Raw genomic sequence first — 12,837 nt, 5'->3', positions numbered from 1 at the left:
AGGACCATGGATCTGATCAATAACCTGGCCACCGGTTTCGGTGTGGCCTTCACTTTCCAAAACCTGATCTACTGCTTTGTCGGCTGTCTGTTGGGTACCCTGATCGGCGTGCTGCCTGGCATTGGCCCTGTGGCCACCATCGCCATGCTGCTGCCCGCCACCTACGCGCTGCCCCCCGTGGCCGCGCTGATCATGCTGGCCGGTATCTACTACGGCGCGCAGTATGGTGGCTCGACCACCGCCATTCTGGTAAACCTGCCGGGCGAATCGTCCTCGGTGGTGACCGTGATCGATGGCTACCAGATGGCCCGAAAAGGGCGAGCGGGGCCGGCGTTGGCAGCGGCGGGCATTGGCTCGTTCTTTGCGGGCTGCGTGGGCACCGTGATTCTGGCTGCCTTTGCGCCTCCGCTGACCGAAGTGGCCTTCATGTTCGGCCCTGCCGAGTACTTCTCGCTGATGACCCTGGGCCTGATCGGTGCCGTGGTGCTGGCCTCGGGCTCGCTGCTCAAGGCGGTGGGCATGATCGTGCTGGGCCTGCTGCTGGGTCTGGTGGGAACGGACGTGAACTCGGGCGTGGCCCGCTACTCCTTCGACATTCCTGAGCTGACCGACGGCATCGACTTCGTCGTGATTGCCATGGGTGTGTTCGGCTACGGTGAAATCATTGCCAATCTGTCCAAACCTGACGATGAGCGTGAAGTGTTCGCCGCCAAGGTGACGGGTCTGATGCCCACGGCAGAAGACTTCAAGCGCATGTTCCCTGCAATGCTGCGCGGCACGGCCCTGGGCTCGGCGCTGGGCATTCTGCCAGGTGGCGGCGCCATGCTGTCGGCATTTGCGGCTTACACGATCGAGAAGAAGACGCGCCTCAAGCCAGGTGAAGTTCCATTCGGCCAGGGCAATATCCGTGGCGTATGCGCACCGGAATCAGCCAACAATGCAGGTTCGCAGACCTCGTTCATTCCACTCTTGACCCTGGGTATCCCGCCAAATGCCGTGATGGCACTGATGGTGGGCGCCATGACCATTCACAACATCCAGCCTGGTCCCCAGGTGATGACCAGCAACCCCGAGCTGTTCTGGGGTCTGATTGCCTCGATGTGGATCGGTAACCTGATGCTGATCATCCTGAACCTGCCGCTGATCGGCGTCTGGATCAAGCTGCTCACCGTACCTTACCGCTGGCTGTTCCCTTCGATCGTGCTGTTCTGCGCGGTCGGTGTGTATGGCACCAACAACAACAGCTGGGACGTGTGGATGGTCGGTATCTTCGGCTTTGTGGGTTATGTGTTCCACAAGCTGGGCACCGAGCCTGCACCACTGCTGCTGGGCTTCATCCTGGGCCCGATGATGGAAGAGAACCTGCGCCGTGCACTGCTGCTTTCGCGCGGTGACTGGTCGGTGTTCGTCACCCGCCCCATCTCCGCAGGCTTGCTGATTGCAGCTGCCATCCTGCTGATCGTGGTGTGCTTGCCCGCAGTGAGCAAGAAGCGTGAGGAAGCCTTCGTTGAAGAAGACTGATCGCTGATAGAGACAGACAACTACCACTTTGCAGCGGCACCTTCGGGTGCCGCTTTTTTTTGGGCCTTCGATGCAATGCGGCGGGTTGTGGAAGAACTGCGTTTCAGGGAGTGCGGTGCCGGGTGGGGAGCAGGTAACGACTCTGGATGGAACTCGCAAGATTAACAACAGGGCGGGCAACAGGTACTGGCTTGGCGTAACAATGGCTGCCATGGCTGCGCCACCTACACAGGGCGTGGCTGCCAGCAACGCACACCTGCATGAAAAATCTGCCTCTCCTGCAACAGCACGGCCTGCGCCGCTCCTTGCACAACGAAGTCCATTCGCGCCCGCCCGAAGCCTTGCCCAACGACACCGCAGTCTTTTGCGTGGTGATGTGGGCTGATGCCGCAGAGCGCGCAGCCAGCCGCCAGTGGCTCTACCAGTTGCTGCGCGAGCTGCACCTGCCTATCCCCGATGGCGCAGACGATGCCAATCACCTGAGGCTGGATTTGGGAGACTGCCGCCTGCGCTGGGAGCTGCACACCGAGTTTGTATCGTGGACCTGGATGGTGTCCGCCAACGCCGCCACCATGCAGGCTACCGGCCCGCAATCGGCCAGTGATGCCATTCCTGCGCAATGGCTCGCCGGTTTACCGGGCCAGTGCCTGCTGGCGATGAATGTGTGGGTGCTGGCGCCGGCTGAAGGCCTGGAGCGGAATATCGAGCACGGCTGGCTGTATGAGGACAAGCTGGTTGCATCGCAAACCGCCGAGCAGCAGGCGCACATCTACACCGATTTCGCCATCCATTCGGATGGTGCCTCGCGCCTTTTTGTACTGAACCACGGCTTGCCGGCTGCACGCATGGGCCGGCTGGTGCAGCGGTTGATCGAGATCGAGACCTACCGCATGGCCGCACTGCTGGGTTTGCCTGCAGCGCGCGACACCATGGAGAAGCTGGCCGCCACCGAAATCGAGCTGGCCCAGCTGTCCGAAGCCATTCGCAGTGCCGGTACCACGAGCGAGCCGCAACTGCTCGATCAGCTCACGCGGCTGGCGGCGCAGGTGGAGAGCCAGTACGCGGCCAACCACTCACGGTTTTCGGCCAGCACGGCCTACTTCGCACTGGTGCAGCAACGGGTGGGCGACATCGCAGAAACGCGCCTGGCGGGCTACCAGACCATCCGCGACTTCATGGACAGGCGCCTCACCCCGGCGCGCAACACCTGTGTCTCCGCCCATCAGCGGCTGGAGGCGTTGTCCCAGCGCGTATCGCGCATCAGCAACCTGCTGCAGGCGCGGGTCGATATCAGCCAGAAGCAGGGCCGCCAGGCAGTACTCAAGGCGATGAACGAGCGGCAGGGCCTGCAGCTCAAGATGCAGTCGACGGTGGAGGGCCTGTCGGTGGCGGCCATCACCTATTACTTCGTCGGCCTCATCAGCTACCTGGCCAAAGGCCTGCAGAAATGGGGCTGGCCGCTGTCGCCAGAAACGACGGCAGCGCTGGCGATCCCCATGGTAGGCTTGGGTGTCTGGTGGTCGATCCGCCGCATGCACCACCGCTTGTTCCATGGTGCGCAAGAGCACAACTAAACCGCCCGCAGGCCCTGTGGTACCCGGGCCTTCTTCTTCGCTGGATTCACTGTGTCAGTTACTGCAGCACCTGCGCCGGTGCTTTCGCCATCGGCCCGCAAAATGGGCATGGCCTGTGCCGTGGTGGGCGCCATTGCCTTCAGTGGCAAGGCCATCATCGTCAAGCTTGCCTATCGCTACGGTGTAGATGCGGTCACGCTCATCATGTACCGCATGCTGTTTGCGCTGCCGTTGTTTGTTGTGATGGCCTGGTGGGCCGGGCGCGGCAAGCCCCCGCTTTCGCTGCGCGACTGGCTGGGTTCTGCAGCGCTGGGCTTTTCGGGCTACTACCTGGCGAGCTTTCTGGATTTTGCAGGGCTTACCTACATCACCGCAGGGCTGGAGCGCCTCATCCTTTACCTCAACCCCACCCTGGTGCTGGCACTGGGTTGGTTGCTCTATCGCAAGACAGCCTCCCGCCGCCAATTGCTGGGCCTGGCCATCAGTTACGCCGGTGTGATGCTGGTGTTTGGTGTGGAGGCGCTCGGGCACGGCGCTGCGGGCCCTGGTGGTGGCAAGGTGTGGTGGGGTGCCACGCTGGTGTTTGCCAGTGCGGTGAGCTATGCCATCTACCTGGTGTACAGCGCGCAGTTTGTGCAGCGCATGGGCGCGTTGCGTCTGGTGGGGCTGGCCACCAGCTTTGCCTGCCTGTTCTGTATTGTGCAGTTTCTGCTGGTTCGGCCCTTGGCTGCCGCACAGGTGGCGATGCCCGTCATCTGGCTGTCGGTACTCAATGCAACGGTGTGCACGGCGCTGCCGGTGCTGCTGGTCATGCTGGCGATCGAACGCCTGGGCGCCGCCACGGTGGCGCAAACTGGCATGATTGGCCCCTTGTCCACCATTTTGATGGGCGTTTGGCTGCTCGATGAGGCGCTGACACCCGTGATGGTGGCTGGCACGGCACTGGTGCTGGTGGGGATCTATGTATTCACCCACCAGGTGAAAATTATAAAAAAGATAGCTACAAGCGCTTGACAGGTAAGCGCTGGTGGCAGATTTTCTTTGATCTTGGTATTGCAATCTCGAAAGGAGACGGATTATGGATTTGGGAATTGCGGGCAAATGGGCCTTGGTGTGTGCGGCCAGCAAGGGGTTGGGGCGTGGCTGTGCGCAGGCCCTGGTCAACGAGGGCGTGAATGTGGTCATCAACGCCCGTGGCGCCGATGCGCTCAAGGATACGGCGCGCCAGTTCAAGGTGATGGCTGCCATGTGGGCGGCTGCAGCACCTGGCCGGGTGGCTCCACAGGTGATTGCCGTGGCAGCAGACATCACCACCGAGGAAGGCCGCGCTGCGGTGCTGAACGCCGAAGGCGGCCCTGGCAGCAACTTTGACATCCTGGTGAACAACGCAGGCGGGCCGCCCCCGGGTGATTTTCGCGACTGGGACCGCGAGGCGTGGGTGAAGGCGCTGGATGCCAACATGCTCACCCCGATTGCGCTGATCCAGACCGTGATCGACGGCATGGCCGAGCGTGGGTTCGGCCGCATTGTCAACATCACTTCCAGCTCGGTCAAGGCGCCCATCGATATCCTTGGCCTGTCCAATGGCGCGCGCAGCGGCCTGACTGGCTTTGTGGCGGGTGTGGCGCGCAGCTCCATCGCTGCGCAGGGCGTCACCATCAACAACATCCTGCCCGGCAAGTTCGATACCGACCGCATTGCAGGCACCATTGCTGCCACCGCCCAGAAAACCGGCAAGTCCGAAGCGGACATCCGGGCTGCGCAGCAAAAGCAGATCCCTGCGGGCCGCTATGGCACCGCTGAGGAGTTTGGCGCCATCTGCGCGTTTCTGTGCAGCCAGCAGGCGGCCTACATCACCGGGCAGAACATCCTGCCTGACGGTGGCGCCTATCCAGGTACCTATTGAGGTCAGGTACGGGGTGTCGGCTGGCGCTTGTCCCTGAGGGCCAGCTGCCATCAAACAAAAAAGCCACGGCATGCCGTGGCTTTTTCATTGCAGTTGCATGCAATCAGGCGAAATTGTCGTCGTCAAAGCTATCGCCGCCGTCGCTGAAGTTGCTGCCGAACCCGTCATCGCGGCTCTCATCGGCGCGGCCGTCGTCCAGCAAGGTGTTGGGTGACGTATCCGGCTGGCCGACATGGTCACGCCCGGCTTGCTGGGCCAGCTTGTCCAGGCCGCTGTTGTCGTTGCCGGGGAGGGCGCTGCCATGGTCCGTGGTGTTGGCGTTGCTGTCCTTGTTCCAGCCATTGCCCGCAGTTTGTTGGCTGCCCAGCAGGTGGCCCAGTCCATTGAACAGCAGCATGCCTCCTGCGACACCGGCAGCTGCTGCGGCGGCGCTGCCCAGAAAACTGCTGCCCAGGTTTGACGCGGGTGATGTGTAAGCGCCAGAGGACGTGGCAGGAGCCTGCGCAAGGGGAGCGCCGAGCCGGCGGTCGCGCCAGCCTGGGAGTGCGGAAGGCGCTGCGCCAACCGGCCCAGCAGTTGGCACATCGGCACCTCGGCCAAAGCGGGTGTCCAGGCCAGGCGCGGATGACAGAAAGCTGCCGGCTCCACTGCTGGCGCCAGTGCCAGCGGCGGCCGAGAGCTGGCCTTGCAGCTGTGCGATCTGCTGCTGGGCCTGTTGCAGCGATTGCTGCAGCAGCAGCGTGCGTTGGGTGAGCCAGTAAGCGGCATCCGGTGTTTGCGCGGCCCACTGGCGAATGCTGGCCTCAGCCTGTGCATCCTTGGGCTGGCCGTCCAGTTGGTGTAGTTGTTGGAACAAACTACTGATTAGTTGCTGCTCTTGTTCGGTCATGGGGTGAATTCCTTCCAGTCTGCCGAGGAATGAACCGAAGATGGTTGCAGTGTGCGCCGAAACAAGAGCACTTATGTGAAGTTACAGAGGCAGCCGTTGCAGGGTGTAACTCTGCGTCGCAGCCAGAGGCCGTGCATGTGTTTTCAGGCGCGGCGCGATGAGATCACGATGCCCGCCACAATCAGCAGGAAGGCGATGGCATGGTAGAGGCGCGGTGGCTCCCCCAGAAAGGCTGCGGAGAGCACGGCGGCGAAGAGCGGCGTCAGATTGGTGAAAAAACCCGCAGCCGTAGGGCCCGCGCGCTGCACACCCACGCCCCAGAAGCGGTAGGCCAGGATGGCCGGGCCGATCACGATATAGGCAATGGCGGCCAGCAAGGTGCCGTTCAGCTGCAGGTGGCTCGCGCCCACGGCCCATTCGCCTCCGGCAAACAGGCCCGACCAGACCAGGCCGAAGGCCAGTTGCGCCATCAACAACTGCGCCCAATGGCTTTTGATGCCTGCCGGCTCCGTGGTGCGCACCAACAGCCAGCTGTAGAGAGACCAGCAGGCCGTGGACAGCAGCATGTACAGATCGCCGGGCACCAGCCGCAGCTGGGTCAACTGCTCCCACTGGCCATGGCTGAGCACGATCAGCACGCCGGTGATGGAGAACACTGCTCCCGCCAGTTGTGGGCGCGTGATGCGGCTGTTGAAGAACAGGGCGCCAAAGGCCATCATCCACAGTGGCATGCTGGCGGCCACCAGCGTTACGTTGATGGGCCCCGAAGTCTTGAGCGCCAGGTATTGGAAGGCGTTGTAGCAGCCGATGCCCAGAAGGCCGATGACGGACCAGCGCTTCCAGTGCGACCACAGCGGGCTGTTCCTGGTCAGAATGCTGCGTGCCAGCGGCAGGATGACGGCAAAGGCAACCAGCCAGCGGATGAAGTTGAGCAACATGGGTGACACCAGATCGTGCACCACCCGCCCAACCACTGCATTGCCTGCCCACATGAGCGGAGCGGCTGTCAGGAAGAAGATGGTCGATGGCGTCAGTTTTTGTTGCATCGCGTGACTGTAACTGCTGCAGACCGCGTTCGAAGTCTCCTCGGGCAGTTGCCTGGTGCGCTGAGGCTTTGAGAAACCTGTGCTGCAGATTTGGCGAAACCATGGCAGCATGACCGTTCATTTGGCGACAGACAGGCGCAAAGGAGATCCCATGGTTTTGGCAGTACAGATTGAACGCAATGGTGGCCCTGAGGAGATGAAGCTCGTTCAGGTGCAGGTAGGCGCACCGGGCAAGGGCGAGGTGCGGGTGCGCCACCATGCCATCGGCCTGAACTTCATCGATGTGTACCAGCGCAGCGGCCTGTACCAGCTGCCCCTGCCTTTGCAATTGGGCATGGAGGGTGCGGGCGTTGTGGAGGCCGTGGGAGAAGGCGTGGACCATTTGAAGGAGGGCGACCGCGTCGCCTATGCCACCAATCCGCCGGGCAGCTACAGCGAAGTGCGAGTCATGCCTGCCACCTTTGTCTGCAAGCTGCCCGACGCGATCAGCTTCGAGACCGGCGCTGCCATGATGCTCAAGGGCATGACGGCGCAGTATCTGCTGAAAAGGGCCAAGCCCGTGGAGGGACTGAACCCTGGCGATCATGTGCTGTTCCATGCGGCTGCAGGCGGTGTCGGCCTGATTGCCTGCCAATGGGCGAGAGCGCTGGGCCTGCGCCTGATCGCCACCGCGGGCTCGGAAGAAAAATGCCAGCTGGCGCTCGCCAATGGTGCGGATGTTGCTATCAATTACCGCACGGAGGATTTTTCCAAGCGCGTGCACGAGATCACCGGCGGTGAAGGCGTGAAGGTGGTCTACGACTCGGTCGGCAAGGATACATGGGAAGGCTCGCTGCAGTGCCTGCGCCGTTTCGGGCTGATGGTGTCGTTCGGCAATGCATCCGGACCCGTACCGCCGTTTGCACCGGCGGCACTGGCACCCAAGAGCCTGTATGTGACGCGCCAGACGCTGTTTGCACACCTCAGCTCGCGCCAGGACGGTCAGGCCATGGCCGATGATCTGTTCGGCGTGGTGGCTTCCGGCGAGGTCAAGATTCACATCGAACAGCGCTTTGCGCTGGCTGATGTGCAAGAGGCCCACCGCGCGCTGGAAGCGCGCAAGACGACCGGCTCCAGCATACTGCTGCCGTAAACACCCTAGGCGTTATAAGAACCATAGCTGGCAGCGCTGTCTGATATTAGGTTTGATGGATAAAATCCATGTAAAGCCAATAAGGTAAAGCGCTACCAGCTCTCTTTTTTGATAGTTTCCATGCCAGCCATTCTTTCCGCCCTCTTTGCTTCAGAGCCGCCAGCGTGGCTTGCTACAGCACAAGCAGCCATGCAGCAGCCAGCGCGCAAGCCGCGCATTCCGCTGTGGGTCAATGGCCAGGCAGTGGGTTCGCTAGTGGAGCACTTTCTGCTGGAGACCGGTATCGCAGGCAGACTGGGAGGCGACAGTCTGTTGTCCAAGGAGGAGCGCGCAGGCGTGGCGGTGTGGCTGCTGGAGTCTCCCACCCAGGACGCCACCCGGTTGATGAACCGGTTGGCCGATGCGCTGCGCGATGTGGGCCGCAATGGCCCATGGCGCAATGAACAACTGGCCGTGCAGGCCGTCGATGGGCGCCGCATTGGAACGGTGGAGCGCGGTGCAGTGCGCGTGCTGGGTATTGCGACGCAGGCCGTGCATCTGGTGGGCGTCAGCCCCGATGGCCGATTGTGGGTGCAGCAGCGGGCGGCAGACAAGGCCAGCTATCCGCTGCACTGGGATACCCTGATGGGCGGTATGGTGTCCGCACAGGACACGCTGGAGCAGGCGCTGGAGCGCGAAACCTGGGAAGAAGCAGGGTTGCGAACCGCCGAGCTGGCCGATATGCGCTGGGGCGGTGTTCTGCATTTTCGTCAGCCGGGCATGGATGGCGGTGATGACATCAGCTACATGCACGAAGACATTCACTGGTATGCGGCTACCGTGCCCCAGGGCATGGCGCCGCAGAACCAGGATGGAGAGGTTGCACAGTTTGCCCCCTGGACGGCAGACGAGGTGCAGCAGCACTTGGCGCAAGGCCAATTTACCCCCGAGGCCAGCCTGGTATGGGCAGGCTATGCGGGATGGATGAAGTAGCAACAGAGGATGGTCATGGCAGAGCAGGCAGGTGCGGGAGGCGCAAACGTGGTGCGCCCCAAGGAAGCGGTGGTAGTGGGCGCGGGCGTGGTGGGTGTGGCAACTGCGCTGGCGCTGCAAAGCTATGGCGTGGCCGTCACCCTGATCGACCGTGGAGAGCCCGGCATGGAGTGCAGCTACGGCAACTCGGGCGCGATCAGCCCGGGCTCGGTGGCGCCGCTCGCCTTGCCCGGCATCTTGAAGACCGTGCCCGGCATGCTGCTGGACCAGGATGGCCCTTTATCCATTGCATGGAAGCATTTCCCCAAGGCGGCGTCGTGGCTGGTGGCCTTTGCGCAATCGGCCGAGCCCAAGCGTGTGGCGGCGGCTGCAGCGCGGCTCAACGACCTGTACCACGGCGCGGTTGATGCCCACGAAACCTTGGCGCAGCGCTTGGGCGTGCCGGAGCTGTTCATTCGCCATGGCCATCTGCACCTCTACCCCGATGCAGTGGCTGCAGAGAAGGACGCCATGGGCTGGAAGCTGCGCGAGCAATACGGCTACCAGGTCGAACAGCTGGACCGCGCCGGAATTGAAGCGCTGGAGCCCCATGCTCCCCCTGGCTATGGCCATGGCCGTTTTCTGGCTGACCACGGCACCATCCTGAACCCCTTGCGCTATGTACAGGCCATGGCGGATGCCTTTGTGCGGCGTGGCGGCACCTTGGTGCGTGCCGAAGTGCGCGCGCTCCACATCACTCCCGATGGCTGGTCGGTGAAAACCGGAGAGACGGCACTGGACAAGCAACGCTGGACGCAGGTGGTTGTGGCGGCGGGCGCCTGGGCTCCGCAATTGCTGCGGCCGCTGGGCATGTTGCTGCCGGTGGAATCGCAGCGCGGCTACCACGCGCAGTTTGCGGGTGCCCAGCATCTGGTGGGCCGTACCGTGGTGCTGGCCGACAAGAAGGTGTTCATCGCACCCATGGAGGGCGGCTTGCGTGTCGGTGGCACGGTCGAGATTGCAGGCTTGAAGGCGCCACCCAACCCGCGCCGCGCAGCGGGTATCGAACGCATCGCGCGCGAGGCATTCCCAGCCCTGGCGCAACACCAGGCCCAGCACTGGATGGGGCACCGGCCCTGCCTGCCGGGCTCAGTGCCGGTGGTGGGCCACATCGACACCATCCCCGGTCTGTGGCTTGCCGTGGGTCACGGCCATCTGGGGCTGACCGGATCGCTGCCCACGGCACAGCGCATTGCCGCAGGCATGTGCGGACCGCAGGCGCTGCCGTTCTGGCAACTGCGCACGGCAGGCTAGCGGTTGCTGCGCCACCGAAGACCTGCATGCCCGCGCAGTGCTTTTGGCGGGTGGCGCTTCGAGGTTTGGCGCTTTTAACTATATTTTCAATGGCAATATAAAAACCCCCTGTCACCGATTCGGCCGCAGGGGGTTTTGCGCAGGGCGGGTGCCCGGGTTATGGCATCAGGCGTTCGCGCGGCGCGCAGCGGCGCTGGCAACGGCCAGGGCTGTCATGTTGATCACGCGGCGCACGGTGGAGGCCGGTGTCAGGATGTAGGCCGTAGCAGCCGTGCCCATCAGGATCGGGCCGACGGTAACGCCACCGCTGGTCGTGGTCTTGAGCACGTTGTACAGAATGTTGGCCGCATCCAGGTTGGGGCAGACCAGCACATTGGCTTCACCCTTGAGCGTGGAGTCTGCCGATTCCATGTAACGGTCGCGGATGGCGGGCTCCAGCGCAGCGTCGCCGTGCAGTTCGCCATCACACTCGATGCCGGGGTGGCGGGCGACGAAGATGTCGCGCGCTTCGCGCATCTTGCGGGCCGAGGCACGCTTGGACGAACCGTAGGTGGAGTGCGAGAGGAAGGCCACCTTGGGCGGAATGCCAAAGCGTTGCACTTCCTGCACCGAAGCCCAGGCGATGTCGGCCAGCTCTTCAGCGGTCGGGTTTTCGTTCACGTAGGTGTCGGCAATGAACAGCGAACCGTTCTGCTCGGTCATTAGCGCGTTCAGGGCTGCGTACTGCTTTTCGCCTTCTGCGCGGCCGATGATGTTGTGGATGCGCTCCAGATGGGTTTCGTAGGTACCCACCAGGCCGCAGATCATGGCGTCGGCGTCGCCAAGTTTGACCATCAGCGCTGCGATGATGGTATTGGAGCGGCGCACCACCGCCTTGGCCACTTCGGCAGTCACGCCATTGCGCTTCATCAGCTGGTGGTAAGCCTCCCAGTACTGACGGAAGCGTGGATCATCTTCTGGGTTGACGATTTCCACGTCCTTGCCAGGCTGCATGCGCAGGCCAGCCTTGGCGATGCGTGCTGCAATCACGGCGGGGCGGCCCACCAGAATGGGGCGGGCAATGCCGTCGTCGATGACGATCTGAGCGGCACGCAGCGCGCGCTCATCTTCACCGTCGGCGTAGGCCACGCGCTTCTGGGCGTCCGGCAGGGCCTTGGCGGCGGTGATGACAGGGCGCATCAGCATGCCGGTCTGGTAGACGAAGCGGGTCAGGTGTTCCTTGTACGCTTCCATGTCGGTGATGGGGCGCGTGGCAACACCGGATTCCACTGCAGCCTGGGCTACGGCGGGCGCGATCTTCAGGATCAGGCGCGAATCGAATGGCGTAGGAATGAGGTAGTCCGGGCCAAAGGTCAGTTCCTTGCCGGAGTAAGCGGCGGCCACTTCTTCGCTGATGTCGGCCTTGGCCAGCTCGGCAATCTGGCGCACGCAGGCGAGCTTCATGGCTTCGGTGATCTTGGTGGCGCCGCAATCGAGCGCGCCACGGAAGATGTAAGGGAAGCACAGCACGTTGTTGACCTGGTTCGGATAGTCCGAACGGCCCGTGGCGATGATGCAGTCGGGGCGGATGGCCTTGGCCAGCTCTGGACGGATTTCCGGCTCGGGATTGGCCAGCGCCAGGATGATGGGCTTGTCGGCCATGGTCTTGACCATGTCGGCCGTCAGCACGCCGGGAGCCGAGCAACCGAGGAACACGTCGGCGCCATCGACCACGTCGGCCAGCGTGCGTGCTTTGGTGTTTTGCGCGTAGCGGGCCTTGGAGGCATCGAGGCCACCAGGGCGGCCTTCGTAGATCACGCCCTTGGAGTCCACCATGTAGATGTTCTCGCGCTTGACGCCCAGGCCCACCATCACGTCCACGCAGGCAATGGCTGCAGCGCCCGCGCCCGATACGGCAATCTTGACGGCGCCAATGGCCTTGCCCACCAGCTCCAGGCCATTGAGCAATGCCGCGCTGGAGATGATGGCGGTGCCGTGCTGGTCGTCATGGAACACCGGAATGTTCATGCGCTTGGACAGCTCCTGCTCGATGTAGAAGCACTCGGGCGCCTTGATGTCTTCCAGGTTGATGCCGCCCAGCGTGGGCTCCAGTGCTGCAACGATTTCGATGATCTTGTCAGGGTCGCGTGCGTCGAGTTCGATGTCGAACACATCGACGCCGGCGAACTTCTTGAACAGGCAGCCCTTGCCTTCCATTACCGGCTTGCCAGCCAGCGGGCCGATGTCGCCCAGGCCCAGCACGGCGGTGCCGTTGGTGATCACGCCCACCAGGTTGCCGCGCGAGGTGTAATCGAACGCCTTGCTGGGGTCGGCCTGGATGTCGAGGCAGGGGTAGGCCACGCCTGGCGAATAGGCCAGCGACAGATCACGCTGGTTGGACAATGGCTTGGTGGGGGTGACCGAAATCTTGCCTCTGCTGGGGCTGCGGTGGTATTCGCGAGCCGCATCGCGAAGGGCCTGTTCGGCGGCGGAAAGTGGTTGCTGTGCCATAGATCAATCCTGTA

Annotated in this window: 10 protein-coding genes; 7 read left to right on the top strand and 3 right to left on the bottom strand. The window is 63.0% G+C overall.

What is annotated here, in order from left to right; all coding sequences use genetic code 11:
- Positions 1–6 precede the first annotated feature (6 nt).
- The 4 genes from ABIE32_RS14175 to ABIE32_RS14160 all read left to right on the top strand — a co-directional run bounded on the left by ABIE32_RS14175 (position 7) and on the right by ABIE32_RS14160 (position 5,001).
- Positions 7–1,521: a tripartite tricarboxylate transporter permease gene (locus ABIE32_RS14175; RefSeq protein WP_184709183.1), complete on the top strand. Its 1,515-nt coding sequence runs from the start codon at positions 7–9 to the stop codon at positions 1,519–1,521.
- A gap of 260 nt (positions 1,522–1,781) precedes the next feature.
- Positions 1,782–3,095, top strand: coding sequence for a DUF3422 family protein (locus tag ABIE32_RS14170; RefSeq protein ID WP_429017102.1), 1,314 nt, complete (start codon positions 1,782–1,784; stop codon positions 3,093–3,095).
- Positions 3,096–3,197: 102 nt separating this feature from the next.
- Entirely contained in the window at positions 3,198–4,109 is a 912-nt protein-coding gene (locus ABIE32_RS14165) for a DMT family transporter (protein WP_224152596.1), read from the top strand.
- Positions 4,110–4,173: 64 nt separating this feature from the next.
- Entirely contained in the window at positions 4,174–5,001 is an 828-nt protein-coding gene (locus tag ABIE32_RS14160; protein ID WP_429017099.1) for an SDR family oxidoreductase, read from the top strand.
- A gap of 103 nt (positions 5,002–5,104) precedes the next feature.
- On the opposite strand, the gene ABIE32_RS14155 is transcribed toward ABIE32_RS14160, so the two are convergent.
- Together ABIE32_RS14155 and ABIE32_RS14150 are read right to left on the bottom strand one after the other, a co-directional pair.
- Entirely contained in the window at positions 5,105–5,890 is a 786-nt protein-coding gene (locus ABIE32_RS14155; protein WP_429017097.1) for a DUF2076 family protein, read from the bottom strand.
- A gap of 143 nt (positions 5,891–6,033) precedes the next feature.
- Positions 6,034–6,936, bottom strand: a complete 903-nt coding sequence (locus tag ABIE32_RS14150; protein WP_429017094.1) for a DMT family transporter — start codon at positions 6,934–6,936, stop codon at positions 6,034–6,036.
- A gap of 151 nt (positions 6,937–7,087) precedes the next feature.
- On the opposite strand from ABIE32_RS14150, the gene ABIE32_RS14145 reads away from it, so the two are divergent.
- The 3 genes from ABIE32_RS14145 (at position 7,088) to ABIE32_RS14135 (ending at position 10,333) form a co-directional block, all read left to right on the top strand.
- The gene (locus ABIE32_RS14145; protein ID WP_429017092.1) at positions 7,088–8,068 is read left to right on the top strand and encodes a quinone oxidoreductase family protein; all 981 of its coding nucleotides are present in this window, start codon (positions 7,088–7,090) and stop codon (positions 8,066–8,068) included.
- Positions 8,069–8,257: 189 nt separating this feature from the next.
- Positions 8,258–9,040, top strand: coding sequence for an NUDIX hydrolase (locus tag ABIE32_RS14140; protein ID WP_429017089.1), 783 nt, complete (start codon positions 8,258–8,260; stop codon positions 9,038–9,040).
- A gap of 15 nt (positions 9,041–9,055) precedes the next feature.
- A complete protein-coding gene (locus ABIE32_RS14135; protein WP_429017086.1) occupies positions 9,056–10,333 on the top strand; it encodes an NAD(P)/FAD-dependent oxidoreductase in 1,278 nt (425 codons plus the stop codon).
- A 165-nt stretch (positions 10,334–10,498) separates the two neighbouring features.
- Here ABIE32_RS14135 and ABIE32_RS14130 read toward each other — a convergent pair whose 3' ends face one another.
- Entirely contained in the window at positions 10,499–12,823 is a 2,325-nt protein-coding gene (locus tag ABIE32_RS14130; protein ID WP_429017083.1) for an NADP-dependent malic enzyme, read from the bottom strand.
- Between the last annotated feature and the right edge of the window lie 14 nt (positions 12,824–12,837).

It is taken from the genome of Comamonas sp. 4034, from assembly GCF_050434545.1.
Classification (GTDB): domain Bacteria; phylum Pseudomonadota; class Gammaproteobacteria; order Burkholderiales; family Burkholderiaceae_C; genus Comamonas; species Comamonas odontotermitis.
Note: the sequence above shows the minus strand (reverse complement) of the source record. Positions and strands in the feature narration are given on the sequence as shown.

What these genes read in the sequence shown, in the direction of transcription:
- ABIE32_RS14175 (WP_184709183.1), top strand. Translation starts at nt 7, where the DNA reads ATGGATCTGATCAATAACCTGGCCACCGGTTTCGGTGTGGCCTTCACT.
- ABIE32_RS14170 (WP_429017102.1), top strand. Translation starts at nt 1,782, where the DNA reads ATGAAAAATCTGCCTCTCCTGCAACAGCACGGCCTGCGCCGCTCCTTG.
- ABIE32_RS14165 (WP_224152596.1), top strand. Translation starts at nt 3,198, where the DNA reads ATGGGCATGGCCTGTGCCGTGGTGGGCGCCATTGCCTTCAGTGGCAAG.
- ABIE32_RS14160 (WP_429017099.1), top strand. Translation starts at nt 4,174, where the DNA reads ATGGATTTGGGAATTGCGGGCAAATGGGCCTTGGTGTGTGCGGCCAGC.
- ABIE32_RS14155 (WP_429017097.1), bottom strand. Translation starts at nt 5,890, where the DNA reads ATGACCGAACAAGAGCAGCAACTAATCAGTAGTTTGTTCCAACAACTA.
- ABIE32_RS14150 (WP_429017094.1), bottom strand. Translation starts at nt 6,936, where the DNA reads ATGCAACAAAAACTGACGCCATCGACCATCTTCTTCCTGACAGCCGCT.
- ABIE32_RS14145 (WP_429017092.1), top strand. Translation starts at nt 7,088, where the DNA reads ATGGTTTTGGCAGTACAGATTGAACGCAATGGTGGCCCTGAGGAGATG.
- ABIE32_RS14140 (WP_429017089.1), top strand. Translation starts at nt 8,258, where the DNA reads ATGCAGCAGCCAGCGCGCAAGCCGCGCATTCCGCTGTGGGTCAATGGC.
- ABIE32_RS14135 (WP_429017086.1), top strand. Translation starts at nt 9,056, where the DNA reads ATGGCAGAGCAGGCAGGTGCGGGAGGCGCAAACGTGGTGCGCCCCAAG.
- ABIE32_RS14130 (WP_429017083.1), bottom strand. Translation starts at nt 12,823, where the DNA reads ATGGCACAGCAACCACTTTCCGCCGCCGAACAGGCCCTTCGCGATGCG.